General features: G+C 38.2%; 12 protein-coding genes. 7 read left to right on the top strand and 5 right to left on the bottom strand.

The genetic code is table 11. The annotated features are described in order from the left end of the window. The first annotated feature begins 770 nt into the window (after positions 1-770). The 5 genes from B3L86_RS09790 (at position 771) to B3L86_RS09775 (ending at position 9,869) form a co-directional block, all read left to right on the top strand. Entirely contained in the window at positions 771-980 is a 210-nt protein-coding gene (locus B3L86_RS09790) for a hypothetical protein (protein ID WP_291118327.1), read from the top strand. A 59-nt stretch (positions 981-1,039) separates the two neighbouring features. Continuing rightward, positions 1,040-5,782, top strand: coding sequence for a PKD domain-containing protein (locus B3L86_RS09785; RefSeq protein WP_291118325.1), 4,743 nt, complete (start codon positions 1,040-1,042; stop codon positions 5,780-5,782). Between the two features lie 47 nt (positions 5,783-5,829). Further along, positions 5,830-7,209, top strand: a complete 1,380-nt coding sequence (locus tag B3L86_RS09780; protein WP_291118323.1) for a T9SS type A sorting domain-containing protein — start codon at positions 5,830-5,832, stop codon at positions 7,207-7,209. A 16-nt stretch (positions 7,210-7,225) separates the two neighbouring features. Then, the gene (locus B3L86_RS13680) at positions 7,226-7,318 is read left to right on the top strand and encodes a hypothetical protein (RefSeq protein ID WP_414655131.1); all 93 of its coding nucleotides are present in this window, start codon (positions 7,226-7,228) and stop codon (positions 7,316-7,318) included. A 283-nt stretch (positions 7,319-7,601) separates the two neighbouring features. Further along, positions 7,602-9,869 (top strand): aconitate hydratase, encoded by a 2,268-nt coding sequence (locus B3L86_RS09775; protein ID WP_291118322.1) that lies wholly within the window; start codon positions 7,602-7,604, stop codon positions 9,867-9,869. 556 nt (positions 9,870-10,425) lie between these two features. On the opposite strand, the gene B3L86_RS09770 is transcribed toward B3L86_RS09775, so the two are convergent. Both B3L86_RS09770 and B3L86_RS09765 read right to left on the bottom strand, forming a co-directional pair. Then, the gene (locus B3L86_RS09770) at positions 10,426-10,803 is read right to left on the bottom strand and encodes a hypothetical protein (protein WP_291118320.1); all 378 of its coding nucleotides are present in this window, start codon (positions 10,801-10,803) and stop codon (positions 10,426-10,428) included. Positions 10,804-11,299: 496 nt separating this feature from the next. After that, positions 11,300-12,751, bottom strand: coding sequence for a glyceraldehyde-3-phosphate dehydrogenase (locus B3L86_RS09765; RefSeq protein WP_291118318.1), 1,452 nt, complete (start codon positions 12,749-12,751; stop codon positions 11,300-11,302). Positions 12,752-12,955: 204 nt separating this feature from the next. On the opposite strand from B3L86_RS09765, the gene B3L86_RS09760 reads away from it, so the two are divergent. After that, positions 12,956-14,545 (top strand): peptide chain release factor 3, encoded by a 1,590-nt coding sequence (locus B3L86_RS09760; protein ID WP_291118338.1) that lies wholly within the window; start codon positions 12,956-12,958, stop codon positions 14,543-14,545. Between the two features lie 491 nt (positions 14,546-15,036). Further along, entirely contained in the window at positions 15,037-15,777 is a 741-nt protein-coding gene (locus B3L86_RS09755; RefSeq protein ID WP_291118315.1) for a tyrosine-protein phosphatase, read from the top strand. Here the strand turns inward: B3L86_RS09755 and B3L86_RS09750 are convergent. From B3L86_RS09750 to B3L86_RS09740, 3 genes are all read right to left on the bottom strand, one after another. Beyond that, positions 15,752-18,160: a GumC family protein gene (locus tag B3L86_RS09750; protein ID WP_291118313.1), complete on the bottom strand. Its 2,409-nt coding sequence runs from the start codon at positions 18,158-18,160 to the stop codon at positions 15,752-15,754. The two genes, B3L86_RS09755 and B3L86_RS09750, sit on opposite strands and share 26 nt — an antisense overlap. Positions 18,161-18,170: 10 nt before the next feature. After that, positions 18,171-18,917 carry a polysaccharide biosynthesis/export family protein gene (locus B3L86_RS09745; RefSeq protein WP_291118310.1) on the bottom strand — a complete coding sequence of 249 codons (747 nt, stop codon included), beginning with the start codon at positions 18,915-18,917 and terminating at the stop codon, positions 18,171-18,173. A gap of 157 nt (positions 18,918-19,074) precedes the next feature. Continuing rightward, positions 19,075-19,794: polysaccharide biosynthesis protein (locus tag B3L86_RS09740; protein WP_291118307.1), on the bottom strand; the 720-nt coding region annotated here is incomplete at its 5' end.

Raw genomic sequence — 19,794 nt, 5'->3', positions numbered from 1 at the left:
GCACAAACTAGATGGAATGGACAAATTTTTCACTGGTCTGCTATTCAAAATGATTTAAATGTGTATTTTAGTGATAGAATAAAATGCAATGACACAGTTTATTGAACACTCCCGACCCGTCCTGAAATAGCTATACCCATTATTAAAAATCCCATTATAGTTATATAACTATGGTTTTAATCTTAAGCACTATTGAACTGTTTTTTTTATAATTGATTTAGAGTAATTATTGTAAATCAATAGCGTTCATTTTATTATTTTCTTAAATATTTTGGTTAAAGTGGAAATTATAAGAAATAAAACCATGCTAAAAAGTTTGTTTTTTATTAAAAAATCACTATTTATCATAAAAAGTTATTAACACTATTTTTTGTCTTTCAGAAAGATAAAAATGTTTCACTAGGAACTTACTTTTTTTAATTAGCAGTTATGAAAATAAAATAAGTTTGAATTGTCTTAAATTCCTTATATCATCAAATAAGATTTCATTTACATAACTTTGAAAAATCTTTTTTTCTGTTCTTAAAAATCAGGAGAAAAGCCTTTTTTCCGATTAGTAAATTACAAACTTATTAACCACTTTTATTTATTAATTGTTAATAAAAAATAAATCGCTTTATAAGAATTGTCATACCTTATGAATAAAGAAATAATCGATGAAATGTTTTGGATTTCAGGCAAATGAAAATTTTTTTTAAAAAATGTAGTAAAAAAGGCATGAAATAAAATGTTAAGTTTGGAACTGTTTAACCAACTAAATAACACATTTTATGACGGAAATTACTTCCTATTTTAAATGTAAATCTTTACCGTTTATGTTTAAGTTTACCGGTCTATTGCTTGTTAGTTTTTTATTGTTTTCAAGCAGTGTTTTTGCTCAAAGTACCAATCCAGTCTCCATTATTTGGAGTGGTGGCGTTGGATGTCAAGTGTATGAAACAGGAGAACCTCCCAGGGATGAGAAAGAGCCTCTTTTTTAGAGGACATTCAAGATGGAGACTGTTTTAGGGTCTGTGAAAATTCTTATATCGTTTACCATTTGCAAAATGTTCCAACAGGCAGTACAGTTGTTTGGAGTAGTATTGGTGGCTCAATTTCTTCTTCAACTAACACAAGTTGTAGTGTTTTATGGGGTAGTTTTGGAATGGGTAGTTTAAGTTTTCAAATCACTACGGGGTCAACTATCAGTTCTAAAACTATTTGCTTTGAAAAAATAATTGGTCCTATTGCAGATTTTGAGGTTTTACCATTCACAACAGGGGAGGGTGAAACTATCTATGCATGTACGGATCAATTAATTTATTTCACTAATCAATCTCAAGCCAATGGTGGTACAGCCATTGTATCTTATTTCTGGGATTTTGGAGACAATACAACATCAACAGCTGAGCACCCTACACACACTTATCAAAGTGATGGGACTTTTATGGTAAAGCTTACTGTTACTAATGCTTGTAATTGTAAGCATACCATAGGGATTCTTGTTGAGGTTGGCCCAAAAGGATTTGATATTCAATGTCCTTCCATTGTTTGTGAAGATCAACGAGCCACTTATACATTGCCTTTTGATGCCAGAGCTATTTGTGGTGATGCTTTTAATTGGAGTGTTATTGGAGGAACTATAGCAGATATCAATCAAAGTACAGGTGATTTAACGGTTATATGGGATGATGTTGACGCTACCGGATTTGGTTATGTTACTTTTGATCCGAGAGACTGTCACTTGGAATGTTATTTTCCAACGACCCTACGTGTGCCGGTGATTCAATCTAAAGGAACGATTGTTGGCCCTGATTCTTTGTGTGTTTATTCTTACGGACGCTATGAGTTGCCCCAATGGCCTACTACCGATTTTCAATGGGAGATTGTGGGTAATGAAAACAATGATTTGGCTGATGTTATTTTGACTGATCAACGCAATGAAGTTGTTATTTTTCCATTTGTAGAGGGAACGTTGCTTTTGAAAGCTACTTATGTGAATACATTGACCGGTTGTACGGGAATTGCCCTTTTTACTATTATCTCTGAACCAAGAGTTGAGTTTTTGGGCGATACTGAGTTTTGTCAAGGAACAGTTGCAACCTATACTACCGCTTCAGGAGACGCAGCGAATTGGACTTTATTTGCTGCCAATGGAACAACTGTAATTACAACTTTGAACGGTTCTAATCAATTTCAATATACTTTTACTACGGCCGGAAATTATATTTTATCTACAGCCGGTAGTGCTTTGTGTGAAGGTGAACAAAAAACCATCACTATTGTGGCAAATCCACAAGCTGTAGCTTTGAATTCAATTTCAGGCACTACAGTTGTTTGTCCGTCACAACCCTATACTTATACGATACAAAATCCTGATTCTAATTCAACCTATCATTGGACTATTCAGAATGGTAGTTTTATTGGTGCCGCTACAGGAAGTTCTGTTAATGTTAGTTTTAGTGCCACCGGGCCTCATTCACTGACGGTTGTTCGGCAATCTATTAACCCACTTGTTTGTGCTTCGTCACCTACCACTTTACCCATCAACTTACAACAAGTGTTGGTTGATGTAATTAGTGAGGACAATGTGAATTCGATATGTGCCAACTCCTATCAAGACTTTTTTGCTTATCAAAGCGGTACCACCAATTTATATACTCAAGGAGAGCTTTATACTTGGAGTCTTTCTGACTCCAGTTTAGGTAGTGTTACGGAAGGTCAAGGTACTAATGCAGCCACTTTTTTATGGTATAATGTGAGTGCACCAACACAAGTTGATGTGATTTTAACGATACAAAAATGTACGTTACCTCCACAAGTGTTTACGTATCAAGTGACTATTATTCCTATCCCGATTATTCAAATTTCAGCTGACAGTTCTGTTTGTTCCGGAGCAGGAGTAACGTTTACAGTCAGTTCTACCAACGGTGTTTCTCTTGCACCGGGAACAGTGGTTACTTGGACAAATGGAGGAGTAACTACCACAGGAAGTACCACACAAAATTTTACATTTTCTAACAACACCGGTTCAAATATTGGAAGAACAATTACAGCTTTTATTGCAACTCCAAACGGATGTGATGTAAGTACAAATGTTGCTGTATTCAATGTATCAGTATTTCCTGAGCCGCCTGCTTCTTTATCCATTGTAAGCGGAGGTAATGTGTTTTGTGATGTGCAAGATATTGCAACTGTTTTAGAAATAGGCACCTCCATTGCCGGTTTAACGGTTACTTGGTATAGAAACGGTGCCATCCTTAGTCCTCAACCCGTTCCGAATACTACTTTGGCTGTTACACCTGCTATGGGGTTTGGCAGTTATCGTTTTAGCGTAGTTGACAGTAAAGGTTGTATTGCTTTTTCCAATATAGTAAACGTTTATCAAAATTGCAACGATACGGTTATTTGTGAGTTGGATCCTGTACCAGTTTTAACCAACACCAGTTTTAATGATTGTGGTATTATTTATTTGAGTGGCAGTACTACAGTGCCCTCCTCTTTTGAAAGTTTTAAAATTGTTGGACCTAATTTTAACCATAACAATTATACCGGGACTCAAATTACGGCAGAAGCCGGAGAGTATCACGTGTACTATCAAGCTCGTTATACCTGTCAAAATGCCCCTTTTAATCTAATTACATTGCGTGATTATAATAAGATTACGGTGCCTTATGTGCCTAAATTTGCTTATCAGGCAGTATGTAATGGCAACACCGATTTTACTGTAACCTTTTTTGATGAAACCAACTTTTTTGCTCCTGTTACAGACAGGGATATAAAATATTACATAAGACCTAATGGCACACCGCCAAGCAGTAATGTATTGGTTTCCGGAAATGTAATCAATTCATTAGGAAGCGGTACTTATATAGTTACCCAAGTAGTTAAAGGAAAATTGAATGGTGTTTGGCAAGATGAATGCTCGTATGAGTTGGTGTTTACGTTGAGTACGATGTCAAATGCGATGTTTATAGAATTGGTGGAAGAAATTCATTGTCATGATACTGCTGTACGTTTTGAAGTATCATTTTCTCAGTCATCAACGGATTCTTATTTATGGACATTTGATGAAGGAGCTCAAAGTACTTTATTTAATCCAAAAAGGGTTTTTTCAACCAGTGGTCCTCATACGGTTTACGTAACTGTAACCAATGCTTTGGGATGTTCCCGAACCTTGTCATTACCTATCACTATTCCTGAAAAATGTTTTTATGGTGATGTGGTGACCACACCAAATCCACCAAGTGTTTGTGCCGGTTATGGTGTAACCTTGACGTATCAAGCCAACCCTAGTCAGCTCGACACTTGTGCTGTTGAGGAATATATTTGGATGAATGGGTTAACGGAAGTGACTCCTCCTGTAAACGGTCCCAATCTTGTTGTCACGACACCCGGTTCGTATTGGCTAAAAGTACGTTCAGCGGATTTGTGTGAGTATGCTACTCCAAGTCGCATCAGTCCTATCTTTAAACCGTTACCATCTTTAACGTTAACGGCGGCTACTTCTATTTGTTTGGGAGGCATCTATCCGGTGAAAGCAACTACTAATGCTACAACAATTAGTTGGACGTTGAACACTGTTGCCCAACCCCAATTTAACAACAATACTGCCCCTATATTTTCTAATTTAAGTGCAGGTACTCATACCATCACAGCTACCGTACTTTTGGATGGTTGTAGTAATTCAAGCAGTGTTACGGTTCAAGTGCTGCCCGCTCCAACGGATTTGGTCATTTTAACACCGCAAATGGTCAGTTGTAGTCCGTATGAGTATAAGTTAACTGCACAAACGGCAGCAACCGGAGCTCATTTTACTTGGAGTGACGGTCAAATAGGTAATCCTATTTATGTGTCAGCCGGTGGACCTTATCGTGTGACTGCCACTGTAGGAGATTGTAGTTTCTCAACCCAAATTGATGTGCCAAAAGATCCGGAAGTTTACAGTTGGATTTTCCCTTCAGGATGTTATGATGCCTGTAAAGAAAACATCGGTACACTGATAGGACCAAGAGTATATTTGCCTTATTGGGCTTGGGAAAAGGATCAAGTTGTTGCTGTTTCCAATACCACCAGTTTTCCGACTCCTTATGAGCTAACCGGAACGGGAGAATATGCTTTTACACTAAACACAGGTGATTGTGAATTAACTACTGACCCTCTTTATTTTAAAGAGTTAGCATGTAAAAAATGTAAAATTGAACGGGTTATACCACAAAGTATTATAAAAAATGAAGATAAATTTTGTAGTTTTACGGTTGTGTTGGATATCGCCAGTGGTGATGATTTGAATGCGGTGATTAGTTCTTTGAGTGGTACTATGGTTATTAACCCATCTGCTTTTGACATCAGTGCCGGTTTGCATCCGTATATGTTTACCTTTATTCCAACGGGTACTTTTACAGGTGGTATGGTAGAATTTATCATTGAGGCATTGGATAAAGATGGTAATCCGTGTACGTACACCTTCTTGTTAGATATTCCTTCTTGTGAGGAAGAAAGTCAAGTTAATAAGGAGCAGGTTCAGGAGCCAACTAAGCACGGTGAGGGAATGGATTTGGTTGCGGTTACACTGTATCCGAATCCGACAAATGATGCGGTCACTATTTCCTTTACCGGTATTAAATCAAAAGGTGAATTATTCATTTATGATTTGACGGGTCGATTGATGCAACAAACGCACTTAAAACCTGAAGATAAAGCCATTACGGTTCACACCGGTTCTTATCCTGCAGGTGTTTATATTGTGGTGCTCCGTGAAGCAGGAGTGCTTGTGTCACAACATAAACTAATGAAAAACTAAATTAAACCTAAGGCCGCTGCAAGGCGGCCTTTTAAATTATAATTTCTATGAAAAAAACAATTACCTTATTTTTTTTATTAATTACACCCTTCACAATAGTAGGTCAATGTTTTGTTAAAGTGGGAGGCGGAGAAGGAAATGTCATTGCCCAAAAAAGTGATGGTACTGTTTGGTTTTGGGGATGGGGAGCGAATGGACAGTCTGGTACAGGTAATAATTCGGATCACTTAACCCCTGTATTGTTTGCCAATCTGAACCAGCCTTGGACTACTTTTGATGCTGGATATTATACTACTTTTGCTATTGCCACCAATGGTTCTTTATGGGGAACCGGAGGTAATAATGTAGGGCAATTAGGCGTAGGCACTACAACGTCATATAATTCTCCAGTGCAAATTAATCCCGGTACTACGTGGAAAAATGTTTCCAGTACGGCTCACACTTTAGCTATACAGACAAATGGTACCTTATGGGGATGGGGACAGAATAATTCTGGTCAAATGGGTAATGGTACGTGTTGTGCCAATCAATTATCTCCCATTCAAATTGGGGCAGCTACTGATTGGAAGCAAGTGGAAAGTAGCAACACCGGTGCTAGTTTAGCTTTGAAAGAAAACGGTACGTTATGGGGTTGGGGAGATAATTCTGGGAGATTAGTGGCTACCCCGAGCACATTGGTGGTTAACTATCCCACTCAGATTGGTACGGCTACCGATTGGGAGTATATCAGTGTGGGTGCTGCTCATGGTATGGGCTTAAAAACCGATGGTACCTTATGGACCTGGGGAGGGGGTGGCTATGGTCAGAATGGCACCGGTTCCAGTTCCAATGTGCCTCAACAAGTAGGCACTGATACTTGGCAGTTTATTGCAGCAGGTTTTCAATTTTCCCTAGGTATTAAATCAGATGGAACGCTTTGGGTCTGGGGTCGTAATAACTTTGGTCAGCTTGGTATAGGAAACACAACAAATCAAAGTGCTCCTGTTCAAATCGGTATAGATACGAACTGGGTTGCTGTTACCGGAGGAGGATATCACTCTGTTGGGCTAAAAACAGACGGTTCCCTATGGTCTTGGGGATATAATGAGTTTGGTCAATATGGCAATGGAACTACAACTGAATCTCCAATACCCTTATATGTGCCTGTGGCGGGGTGTACGCTGAGTGTGAGTGATTATCAGCAAATTTCATTGGTGCTGTCACCGAATCCTGCTACAGACACTGTTCGTCTTTCTTTGAAAAGCGGTTTGGATAATGTAAGCGTTTCGGTCTATGATTTACATGGTCGGGCGGTTATGGCACCGATGTATTCTAATGGATTGTTGTCGTTGGATTTGTCGTTGTCGTTATTGTCAGCGGGGGTTTATGTGGTTGAGGTGGTGCAGGAAGGGAAGGTGATTGGGGTGCAGAAGTTGGTGAAGGAGTAGGGATGGAAGATGGAAGATGGAAGATGGAAGATGGGAGTTGGGAGATGGAAGATGGGAGATGGGAGATGGGAGATGGGAGATGGAAGATGCTGAAACGAGTTCAGCATGACAGGGTTCGGGAGGGTTCAACATGACTTATGCAATCTGGTGGGGATTAACTACACTTTTTTCTGCACTTTTTTCTATTCCATTTTATGAGATTGTTATTTTTAGGCTTTGAAATTATCAAATTTTCATTATTATACAGTTAAATTGCTATTTATTGAAAATTCTATGTATAAAAATCGTTTTTGATAAAAAATGATTTCCAAAAGAGATATTTGGCTATTAATTTTCTATTGTTCTAACGTTTTCGTAATTTTGCACCACAAACAAATAAACCTTTTTAATTTATGGCATTTGATATTGAAATGATTCAAAAAGTGTATGCTAATCTAGCGGAGCGTGTTGACAAAGCCCGTGAGTTAGTAGGTCGTCCACTTACCTTATCTGAGAAAATTTTATATTCCCATTTATGGGAGGGAACGCCTTCACAAGCTTTTAAGCGAGGTGAAGATTATGTTGATTTTGCCCCGGATCGTGTGGCCTGTCAAGATGCGACAGCTCAAATGGCTTTGTTGCAGTTTATGCATGCCGGAAAAAGTAAAGTTGCTGTTCCCACTACGGTACATTGTGACCACTTGATTCAAGCAAAAGTAGATGCTAAAACTGATTTGGCACGTGCGAAGCAACAAAGTAATGAGGTGTTTGATTTCTTATCGTCAGTATCGGATAAATACGGTATTGGATTTTGGAAACCGGGAGCCGGAATTATCCACCAAGTGGTATTAGAGAATTATGCTTTTCCGGGCGGAATGATGATTGGAACCGATTCGCATACTGTAAATGCAGGTGGATTGGGGATGTTGGCCATTGGCGTAGGTGGTGCTGACGCGGTAGATGTAATGTCGGGTATGGCATGGGAATTGAAATTTCCAAAATTAATAGGTGTAAAGTTGACCGGAAAATTATCCGGTTGGACAGCCCCGAAAGATGTTATCTTGAAAGTAGCCGGTATCCTAACCGTAAAAGGAGGGACCGGAGCTATTGTTGAATATTTTGGTGAAGGTGCTACTGCGATGTCGTGTACCGGAAAAGGCACCATTTGTAATATGGGTGCTGAAATTGGGGCTACTACTTCCACTTTTGGCTATGATGCTTCGATGGATCGTTATTTGCGTTCCACCGGAAGAGCGGATGTTGCAGATGCAGCCAATCAAGTAGCTTCTTATTTGACAGCTGATGCGGAGGTATATGCTAATCCGGAGCAGTATTTTGATCAAGTTATTGAAATTAACTTATCGGAATTAGAGCCTCATTTGAATGGTCCTTTCACACCGGATTTGGCTACGCCAATTTCGAAAATGAAAGAAGAAGCCATTAAAAACAATTGGCCATTGAAAATTGAAGTAGGTTTGATTGGTTCTTGTACCAATTCCTCTTATGAAGATATAGCCAGAGCTGCTTCGTTAGCGAAACAAGTTTCTGATAAAAATTTAAAAACCAAAGCACAATTCACGATCACACCGGGTTCAGAAACCGTACGTTATACGATAGAACGCGATGGATTTATTGATACTTTTGATAAAATCGGAGCGACTGTTTTTGCGAACGCTTGCGGACCGTGTATTGGAATGTGGGATAGAGAAGGAGCGGAGAAAGAAGAACGCAATACGATTGTTCACTCGTTCAACCGTAACTTTTCAAAACGTGCGGATGGAAATCCGAATACGTTAGCGTTTGTAGGTTCACCTGAATTGGTTACTGCTTTAGCGATTGCGGGCGATTTAGGATTTAATCCGTTAACCGATACCTTGATTAATGAAAATGGTGAGGAAGTACGTTTGGACGAGCCCACCGGAAATGAATTACCACCCAAAGGGTTTGACGCGGAGGATCCGGGTTATCAAGCTCCTGCAGAAGACGGTTCAAAAGTGCAAGTGGCTGTAAGTCCCACTTCAGAACGTTTGCAATTACTAGATCCTTTCTTGCCATGGGACGGTAAAAATATTACGGGTGCTAAATTATTGATCAAAGCTTTTGGAAAATGTACTACCGACCACATTTCGATGGCTGGTCCGTGGTTGCGTTTCCGAGGTCATTTGGATAATATTTCGAATAATATGTTGATTGGAGCCGTAAATGCTTTTAATCAAAAAACGAATACGGTTAAAAATCAATTAACAGGAGCTTACGATGCGGTTCCGGCTGTTCAAAGAGCTTATAAAGCGGCGGGTGTTCCTTCAATTGTTGTGGGAGACCACAATTATGGGGAAGGTTCTTCAAGAGAGCATGCGGCAATGGAGCCTCGTTTCTTGGGAGTGAAAGCGGTATTGGTAAAATCATTTGCTCGTATTCACGAAACCAATTTGAAGAAACAGGGGATGTTGGCGTTGACTTTTGCCAATGAAGCGGATTATGATAAAATTCAAGAGAATGATACCATCAATTTTGTGGATTTAGTTGATTTTGCACCGGGTAAACCGTTAACGTTAGAGTTTGTTCATGCGGATGGCAGCAAGGATGTTATTGTGGCTAATCATTCGTATAATGACAGTCAGATTGGATGGTTTGTGGCGGGTTCTGCTTTGAATTTGATTGCAGCGGCAGGAAGAGCTTAAGTTTTTCTTTTTTGTATATAACTCCCGAAGTGATTCGGGAGTTTTTTTGTTTTTTGTTTTAAGTGTTAAATTTTTTTTCTCGCGAAGGTTGGAACGCGGATGACGCAGGTGGCTTTGCCAACGCTGATTTTCGCAGATTTTTTTATGACGCTTCGCTTTTTGATTGGTTTTTACTTTTTAACATTAAGATTTTAAGACGCTTCGCTTTTTTTTTCATTAAGGATGTTAAGGTTTTCTTGCGAAGGTTGGAACGCGGATGACGCAGGTGGTTTTGCCAAGGCTGATTTTTGCGGATTTTAAGACGCTTCGCTTTTTGATTGGTTTTTACTTTTTAACATTAAGATTTTAAGACGCTTCGCTTTTTTTTCATTAAGGATGTTAAGGTTTTCTCGCGAAGGTTGTAACGCGGATGACGCGGGTGGCTTTGCCAAGGCTGATTTTTGCAGATTTTTTTATGACGCTTCGCTTTTTTTTTTAAGTGTTAATTTTTTTTCTCGCAAAGACGCAAAGACGCAAAAATGGGAAGACGCAAAGACGCTTCGCTTTTTGGTTTTACTTACGGTTTTGTGGGTTTGACGTATACTTCGGTGGTACCGGAATTCCAATATACTTTTTCAAAATAGAAGTCGATTGCGGTTAGTTTGTTTTTGGTACGAATGCTACATTTTCCATACACTTTTGCTTGGTTGCAGGTTACGGTTAACCATTGGTTGTTTTCCAGTTGGTTGGCTTCATACATTTTGAAGATGTTTTGTGCAATTTCTTCCCGAATGGTCATTTTAGCATTGTAGGTACTCACAATAACGGTGTTTCCTTTTTGGCATCGGGAAACCAGTTCAATACCGTTATGCCCGTGGTTATACGATTCCGCTTTTTCTGTTTGAGCAAAGGTAAGCTGTGCACATAAAATCAAAAAGATACCGATTATTTTCATGTAAAATGGTTGTTGTGTTTTTTAGTCCGTTAAGTTTTTTAAAAAAGTAAAGCCATAGCACTACTACGTGGTTTAGTTAAACGATTAACTAATCCTGTTCGTATAACGCTTCTTCATTAAAAACGGTTGATTGAAATAAGGGAATTCAAAAGTATACTTTTTTGTGAAATAAACGAATACTTTTTATAAAAATATAATGGGGAGGTGTTGAGGGACTGAGGTGCTGAGGTACTGAGGTACTGAGGTGCTGAGGTGCTGAGGTTTTAAGGTATTAAGATAAAAGAATTAAGATAGTTAGTGTTTGTTGATTTTTAAGAGATTGGTTTTGAAGTAATAAGAACCACCCCGGCCTACGGCCGGAGGGAAATACGGGAGCTAAAGACAGTTAGTGTTTGTTGATTTTTTCATGGTTTTAAATGTGCTGAGATACTGAGAGAAAAAAAGCACTTCATCAGAAGAGAGGAAGTGCTTTAGGGTTGTTTCGTTAGGTGTTATTTTAATAGTAATTGTAGCGTCTTACTTTTGCGATGTATTTTGCTAATCGAATTACTTGGTGGCTGTATCCAAATTCGTTGTCGTACCATACATACAGTACGATATTTTTTCCATCACCTGAAACGATCGTGGCATTGCTGTCATAAATAGCGGGTGCATTTGTACCTACGATATCGGAAGACACCAATTCGTTATTTAAGGAATATTTAATTTGTTCTACTAATTCACCTTCTAAGGCGTATTTTTTCATGATGTTGTTGATGTCTTCCACAGAAGTTTCTTTACTAACTTCTAAGTTTAACACTACTAGAGAACCATTAGGTACAGGAACACGAATTGCGTTGGATGTCAATTTCCCGGCTAATGAAGGCAATGCTTTCGCTACGGCACTTCCGGCACCGGTTTCTGTGATTACCATGTTCAACGCAGCGGCTCTACCACGGCGGTATTTTTTATGCATGTTGTCCACCAAATTCTGGTCGTTAGTGTAGGCATGTATGGTTTCTAAGTGACCTTTTACGACGCCTAAAGTATCTTCCACCGCTTTTAAAATGGGTGTGATGGCATTGGTTGTACACGATGCCGCAGAGAAAATATCAACATTTTCCGGATTGTGTTCGTTGTGGTTAACACCATATACAATATTTGGAATTCCTTTTCCGGGAGCTGTTAGCAATACTTTTGCGGTTCCTTTTGAAACCAAGTGTCTTTTTAACGCTTCTTCGGTAGTGAATGCTCCTGTGTTGTCAATCACCAAGGCCTCTTCAATTCCGTATTTAGTGTAGTCAATATCTTCCGGTCCGTTTGCCGAAATCATGTGCACGGTAGTACCGTTTATAATTAACGCATTGTTTTCGGGATCGGCCGTAACAGAGCCTTGAAAATCACCATGTACCGAATCATAGCGTAATAAGGAAGCTCTTTTTTCTAAGATAGTGGCGTCATTTTTGTCTCTGGTAACAATAGCACGAAGCCGCAATTGACTTCCTTTTCCGGTTTTAGACATTAACTCACGAGCCAATAAACGACCGATTCTACCAAAACCATAAAGCACCACATCTTTTGGTTTGATGATGTGGAAGTCTTTGGCTTTTTTTAATTTATCAATTACGAAAGATTTGGTATTGTGGTATTTGTCGTCTTCTAAGTGGTATTCGTACGTTAATTTTCCGATGTCTAGTTTAGAAGGAGGTAGGTCCAGAGAAAGCATTTCTCGGGCAATTTCTACGGAATCAAACACGGAGATAGGTTTCCCTACAAATTCGCCGGCATATTCGTGAAGGTTTAGAATTTCAGAAACATTTTTATCAATTAATTGGTTTCGGAAAAGCACGATTTCAATGGATTTGTCATACCATAAATCGCTTATAATTTTAATAAATTCTACCCCTGCTCTTCTTCTGTCCGCTTGAAACGAAAGTTCTTTTTCGTATAACGATTGATTGATTTTCATTTTGTTGTAGTTAGTGTTGTTTATAAATTTGGTGCAAAAGTATCGATTTCAAACGTTTTCGTAAAGTGTTTTAGGATTTTTTTTTGGTTGATATCGGATAATGGGGGACGGTGATGGTGATGGCTATGGTGGGACAATGGGGGTGGTGGAGGGTCTTGTCTTAGCTAAAAAAAAACACTACTTTTGCAGACCATTACCCATCCTATGAGTTTTACAGACGAAATTAAAAGAAGACGAACCTTTGGTATTATTTCCCATCCTGATGCAGGAAAGACTACATTAACAGAAAAGCTACTGCTATTTGGTGGTGCTATTCAAGAAGCCGGAGCGGTTAAAAATAATAAAATTAAAAAGGGAGCCACATCCGATTTTATGGAAATTGAACGGCAGAGAGGAATTTCTGTGGCCACTTCAGTATTGGCATTCAATTATAAAGACAAGAAAATCAACATTCTAGACACACCGGGTCACAAGGACTTTGCTGAAGATACCTTTCGCACGCTTACCGCTGTGGACAGTGTTATTGTTGTGATTGATGTGGCAAAAGGAGTTGAAGAGCAAACGGAAAAATTGGTTGAAGTATGTCGTATGCGAAACATACCTATGATAGTTTTCATCAATAAATTGGACCGTGAGGGTAAAGACGCCTTCGATTTAATGGATGAGGTGGAGCAAAAACTAAAACTTACGGTAACCCCCATGAGTTTTCCTATCGGAATGGGGTATGACTTTCAAGGAATCTATAACATATGGGAGAAAAACATCAACTTGTTTAGTGGCGACAGTCGTAAAAATATTGAAGATACCTTATCATTTACCGACATTCATTCCGGGGAATTGGAAACGATAATCGGCCAAAAACCGGCTGATAGACTTCGGGAAGAATTGGAATTAATCCAGGAAGTTTACCCCCCTTTCAATAGGGAGGACTATTTGGAAGGGCATTTACAGCCTGTATTTTTTGGATCGGCGTTGAATAATTTTGGAGTACGTGAATTATTGGATGCCTTTATAGCAATTGCTCCGTCACCCCGACCAAAACACTCCGATATTCGTTTGGTGGAACCGGAGGAAACAAAAATGAGTGGTTTTGTATTTAAAATTCATGCCAACATGGATCCCAAACACCGCGACCGTTTGGCTTTTATAAAGATTGTTTCGGGGACTTTCGAAAGAAACAAGCCCTATTTGCACGTACGACAAAATAAGAGCTTGAAATTCTCGAGTCCGAATGCCTTTTTTGCAGAGAAGAAAGAAATTGTAGACATCTCTTATCCCGGAGATATTGTAGGCTTACACGATACCGGAAATTTTAAAATTGGCGATACCTTAACCGAAGGCGAGAACATGCAATTCAAAGGTATTCCCAGTTTTTCTCCTGAACATTTCCGTTATATCAATAATGCCGACCCGATGAAGGCGAAGCAATTGGACAAAGGGATAGATCAATTAATGGATGAGGGGGTTGCCCAGTTATTTACTTTGGAAATGAACAACCGTAAAGTAATTGGAACCGTAGGTGCTCTTCAATATGAAGTCATCCAATACCGATTGGAACACGAATACGGAGCCAAGTGTACCTATGAAAATTTCCCGGTTCATAAAGCCTGTTGGGTAAAACCTGATGATGCTAAGAATTCCGAATTTTTAGAATTCAAACGCATCAAGCAAAAGTTTTTAGCTCATGACAAATATGGTCAGTTGGTTTTTCTGGCGGACTCTGATTTTACGATTCAAATGACCCAAAGTAAATTTCCGAGCGTGAAATTATTTTTCACATCAGAATTGGATTAGATTTATATCCCTATAGCCTTTTAGTCTGCTAACAAAACCCATGGACTTCAATTCCAGATTGGTTATATATATTGTGTTCTTGGATTAAGTTGTTTTCTTGCGAAGGTTGGAACGCGGATGACGCTGATGGCTTCGCTACCGCGGATTTTTGCGGATTTTTTTGGGATTAAGAATTTAGGACGCTTTACTTTTTTTATTAGGAGGATTAGGTTTTTAACCGCAAAGTGCACAAAGAATTACGCTAAGGACGCAAGGACGCTTCGCTTTTTTTATTAAGAGGATTAAGGTTTTTAACCGCAAAGTGCACAAAGAATTACGCTAAGGACGCAAGGACGCTACGCTTTTTTTTTATTAAAGTATCCTTTTCTATGCTTAATTTATGAAGTAATGTTATTAAAATACATGTACTTTAATAAAGAAATTGCTTAAAAAGTTGTTACTTTGAGCATGGAGGCCATTAGGAGCCACTTTAAAAAACACACAATGAGGTTATGTTTTCAATCTGGAAAAAAGAGCAACCCCTATTAAAAGATTTAGTGCCGGATGATTATACTGATATTCATTCACATCTGTTGTGGGGGTTAGACGATGGAGCCTCTACCGAAGCAGTCACTAAAGCATTAGTATCACAAATGAAAGCAATGGGTTTTGCTCGATGCATCACTACTCCACACGTGATGACTGATGTATGGGAAAATACAACAGCGGGGATTAGAAGTAAGGCTTTAGAAGTAGCCAATGCACAAGAACATTGGGAAGAAAGAATTCCCATAAAAGCTGCTGCGGAGTATTTATTGGACCTTACTTTTATTTCAAAATTAGAGACTGACGAATTACTCCCACTTCATGATCGTTTGTTGTTGGTGGAGCTCTCCTACAGTAATCCGCCGATAGCACTTTATGAACTGTTGTTTGCTATACAGTTAAAAGGGTACACACCGGTTTTGGCACATCCGGAGCGGTATTTGTATTATAAGAACGATTTAGCTTCACTTTTTAAGATGAAGGATGTGGGCTGTCTTTTTCAGCTCAATTTACCAGCAACAGTGGGATATTATGGAAAGGCAGTTGCTGCGTTTAGCGATACCCTATTAAGAAACGGACTTTATGATTTTGTGGGCAGTGATATACATCATGAAAATCATGTACAAAGTTTTTCGAACAAGCTTGTGGTAAAACACACTAAACTATTAGAAACGTGTTTTGCTAAGAATTCCTCTTTACGTTTTTAGAAACGAGTTTAGCATACCAAGGTTTCTTTTTATTTTCGCTACCATAACCATAGTTTCCGTAACCATAGTTTCCATAACCATAACCTCCATAACCATAACCTCCATACCCGTATTTTTTGGCTAGATCTACATCATTAAGTAAGATTGCCATATTTGGTAATTTTTTTTCTTGGTACATTTGTTCGGGTATGTGTAACATTTGTTTTTCCAAATAATTTGCTCTAACGACAAAAACAAAAGCATCAGCATATTTAGCAATCAATAATGAGTCAGTCACTAAGGTTACGGGTGCAGTGTCAACCACAATATAGTCGAACTCTTGTTTCAGTTTGTTGAACAAGCTTTCAATTTTAGGACTCATTAATAATTCTGCAGGATTTGGAGGAATGATTCCGGAAGGTAGCACGTAAAAGTTTTTGTAGCCATCAACTTTGACGATATAAGCCTCAATGTCTTGGTTTTCCATAGACAAATAATTGGTTACTCCGATTTTGGGAACCTTTATGTATTGGTGGAGTTTAGGGTTTCTTAAATCCATTCCAATGAGTAGTACTTTTTTTTCAGACAACGCTATAGTAGCGGCTAAATTTAGCGAAACAAAAGTTTTACCTTCTCTAGGAATACTAGAAGTAAGAAAGATTGTTTTGGCTTTTCCGGACGGCACTTGCGTTAGCATGAATTCGAGGTTAGTTCTCACAATTCGAAGAGCTTCGGCGGCTCCGGATCTGCTATTGAAGTTGATGATTTCATTAGTATCATCAAATCTTGGGATTTCGCCCAAGAAAGGAGTTTTAGTTTTCTTTTCCACATCCAATCTATTTTTAACTTTAGTATCGAGTAATTGCGATAGGTAAAGGATGCCAATAGGAACGACAAGACCAATAGCAAAAGCCATCAGGTAAATTGATTTTCGATTTGGAGAAATTGGATGTTTAGAGGAATACGCTTCATCAAAAATTTTAACGCTGGTAGAAGTCACCACCATGGCAAGAGCTGTTTCTTCTCTTTTTTGCAACAAGTACAAATAGAGACTTTCTTTAATTTTTTGTTGTCTATCAATAATTTTAAATTCTCTTTCTTGTATTGGTATTTGGGAAATTTTGCCACTAACTTTAGCATCTTGTTTGGCTAGGTTTCGTCTTTTGATAATTAAATTATTTTTGTGTTGCGTTAAATTTTCCTGTAAATTTTTACGCAGGGATTGAATGTTAGCGTCGATTGTAACCACAGTTGGATTAGAAGGCGTTGAGCTTTTCAGGATTCGATTTCTTTCTTGGATGAGTTGGTTGTAGTTAGCAATAAGGCTTGAGGCGTTAGTTTCAGCCGGTAATACGGTTGGAATAAATTCAAAGGCAGCAATAGATTTAAAAAAATTAGTTACATAATCGACCATTTGAATTTGTGCATCAATATCGAGTAGTTGTTTTTCATATTCTTCTGATTTGCCTAGGTTTATTCCTTTTTCATAATTCATGTCTACAATACCTTCATTTCTTTTAAAGCCTTCTACATCTTTTTCCACTACATCCAATTCTGAGGTTATGAATTGAAGTCTTTCGGCGATAAATTCTGAGGTTTTTTTTGATGCTCTATTTTTATCATCAATCATGTCTTGGTTGTAAGCTTCAATCAGACCGTTTAAAAAATCCACGGCTCTTTCATGGTTTGTGTCGGTAATGGACAATTGAATGATGTTCACTTCTTTGTTGAGCGGGAAAACGGCCAATCTGCTGCGGTAGCTTTGAGCCACAGCTATTAGTGGGCGAATTGATATTTGTATGTCAAAGGGAGTGTTGTTTTTCACAAGAGCTGCGTTATCTTCCTTTTGAATTTGTATGGTGCCTAAGGTTTTGGATTCAAAAGGTTGATTGAATTCAAATCGGCCTAATTTGTTATCGGCCTCATAGCAATCAAAAAATTTTGTACCGTCAGTGACTACTCGAAGTGTGGCTGCACTATTATTATAATATGCACTACTGTCCTTAATGATTAGTTTAACCGGAGAGTTTTTATACGATTCACCAGACTTTATAAGGCCTTCATTGACATAGCTGATGTGCAGTTTCATTTTAGCCACCGTTCGTTCAATTAAAGTTCTAGAACGCAGGAACTCAATTTCATTATTCATGTCGAAATTTGAGTTTTTGATTCCTAAATCTGTAAAAACGGTTAATTCGGGGTTTCCGCCTCCTTTTTTATCATTTACCAGTATGGAGGTGGTTGCACTAAAAATTGGCGTAGAATAACGCAAATACACATAGGCACCGACCAGTGTAATGCTACAGCTTAAAACAATCCATTTCCAATAAGACAGAAAATAAAATACCTGTTCTTTAATATTGTTTTCATTTTGTTGAAATTCTGTATTTGAGGAAGCTTCCATGGCTGGTTGTTTATCTATTAATTAAAAGGAACAAGGACAACGCGAATCCTGTTAGGGATGCTATTAATCCGAGGTTAGCACCCAGAGCTGTAGAGTCGGATCTTGTAAATCGGGGTTCGACATAAATTAAGTCATTTTGTCTCAAATAGAAAGCAGGAGATTGAAATGCTTCAACACTAGTAAGGTCGACGCGATAATGGTTTTTTACCCCTGCTTCGTCTCTAATCACCAGTACATTTTTACGATTGGCTACAACTTTAAAATCCCCTGCCTTTGCGATAGCTTCGTGGAGCGTCATTCTTTCCGTTGCGGAGCTTATCGTTCCGGGACTTCCTACTTCACCGAGGAAAGTAACTTTAAAATTAAGGATTCGAATATCAATTAGAGGATCTTTAATGAAGTCAGTTAGTTTTAAGTGGAGTAGTTCTTTGAGTTCACTTTTAGTTAATCCTGCCGCTTTAATTTTTCCGAGTATTGGCATTTCTACAAAACCTTGGTAATCTACTAAATATCCCATGGTTTGCATGTTTTGACCCCCGGTAGCCTGAGTTTGATTAAAAGGTGCGGCGACTTCACTCACTTCGGCGGTAATTCTAATAGAAATTAAATCATCAGGTTCGATAATGTGATTAAAAGTTTCATCAGCTTTAAACGTATTTTGGTTTTCAATCCCCTGAAAGTATAAAATATTTTTCTTGGAAATACACGAGGTATTTAGAATTAGAAGACAGATCGAAAGGAGTACAATTTTATTCATCCTATTTTTAATTTAAAATATTGGGGGGCGACTTGCAAATATACATTAATATCTAACGGATGACAAAAAGAGACTTGCATTTCCATTTCCTAGCTTTATATTAATCTATTTCCTAGTTGCAGTGTGCTAACGGAACTTTTTCAAACAACATGTATTATTAGTTTTGATCATTGTTATCCAAAGTTTCATACTCTGAATTTTTACTAATGAATTCCGGGATAATTAATTTCATGAATTTAACGATAGCAACGTTTGAATTATTTTTTGCAATTCTAATTAACTCTTCAACTTGTTTAGGGATGCTATTAAAATCAACCATAGGTTCGTGAGCAATCGTTATTTTTTCGTGATGTGTAGGCAACGTATTTTTAGGATCGTTTAATAATTCTTCATAAAGTTTTTCCCCGGGTCTTAAACCCGTGATTTCAATTTTAATTTCTTTTTCGGGTTCAAAACCGGCCATACGAATCATTTTTAAAGCCAAATCATAAATTCGAACCGGTTTGCCCATATCAAAAATATAAATTTCTCCTCCATTTCCCATAGCTCCGGCTTCTAAAACCAGTTGGCATGATTCGGGTATCGTCATAAAATATCTGATAATGTCGGGATGGGTTATAGTTACCGGTCCCCCTTCTTGAATTTGTTTCGTAAACAGTGGCACTACTGAGCCGTTTGAGCCCAACACATTTCCGAATCGAGTAGTAATAAATCGGGTTGTATTTTTTGTTAGAATTTCTGTTTGAGCTAAGTGTAATGATTGTATGTATTTTTCCGCAATACGTTTGCTAGCCCCCATTACATTACTTGGATTTACGGCTTTGTCTGTGGATACCAATACAAATTTTTCCACTTTATATTGATAGGATAAGTCGGC

Source organism: Flavobacterium sp. UBA6135 (assembly GCF_002428305.1).
In the GTDB taxonomy this organism is placed as follows: domain Bacteria; phylum Bacteroidota; class Bacteroidia; order Flavobacteriales; family Flavobacteriaceae; genus Flavobacterium.
The sequence above is the reverse complement of the archived record's forward strand: the minus strand, read 5'-3'. Positions and strand labels throughout refer to the sequence as shown.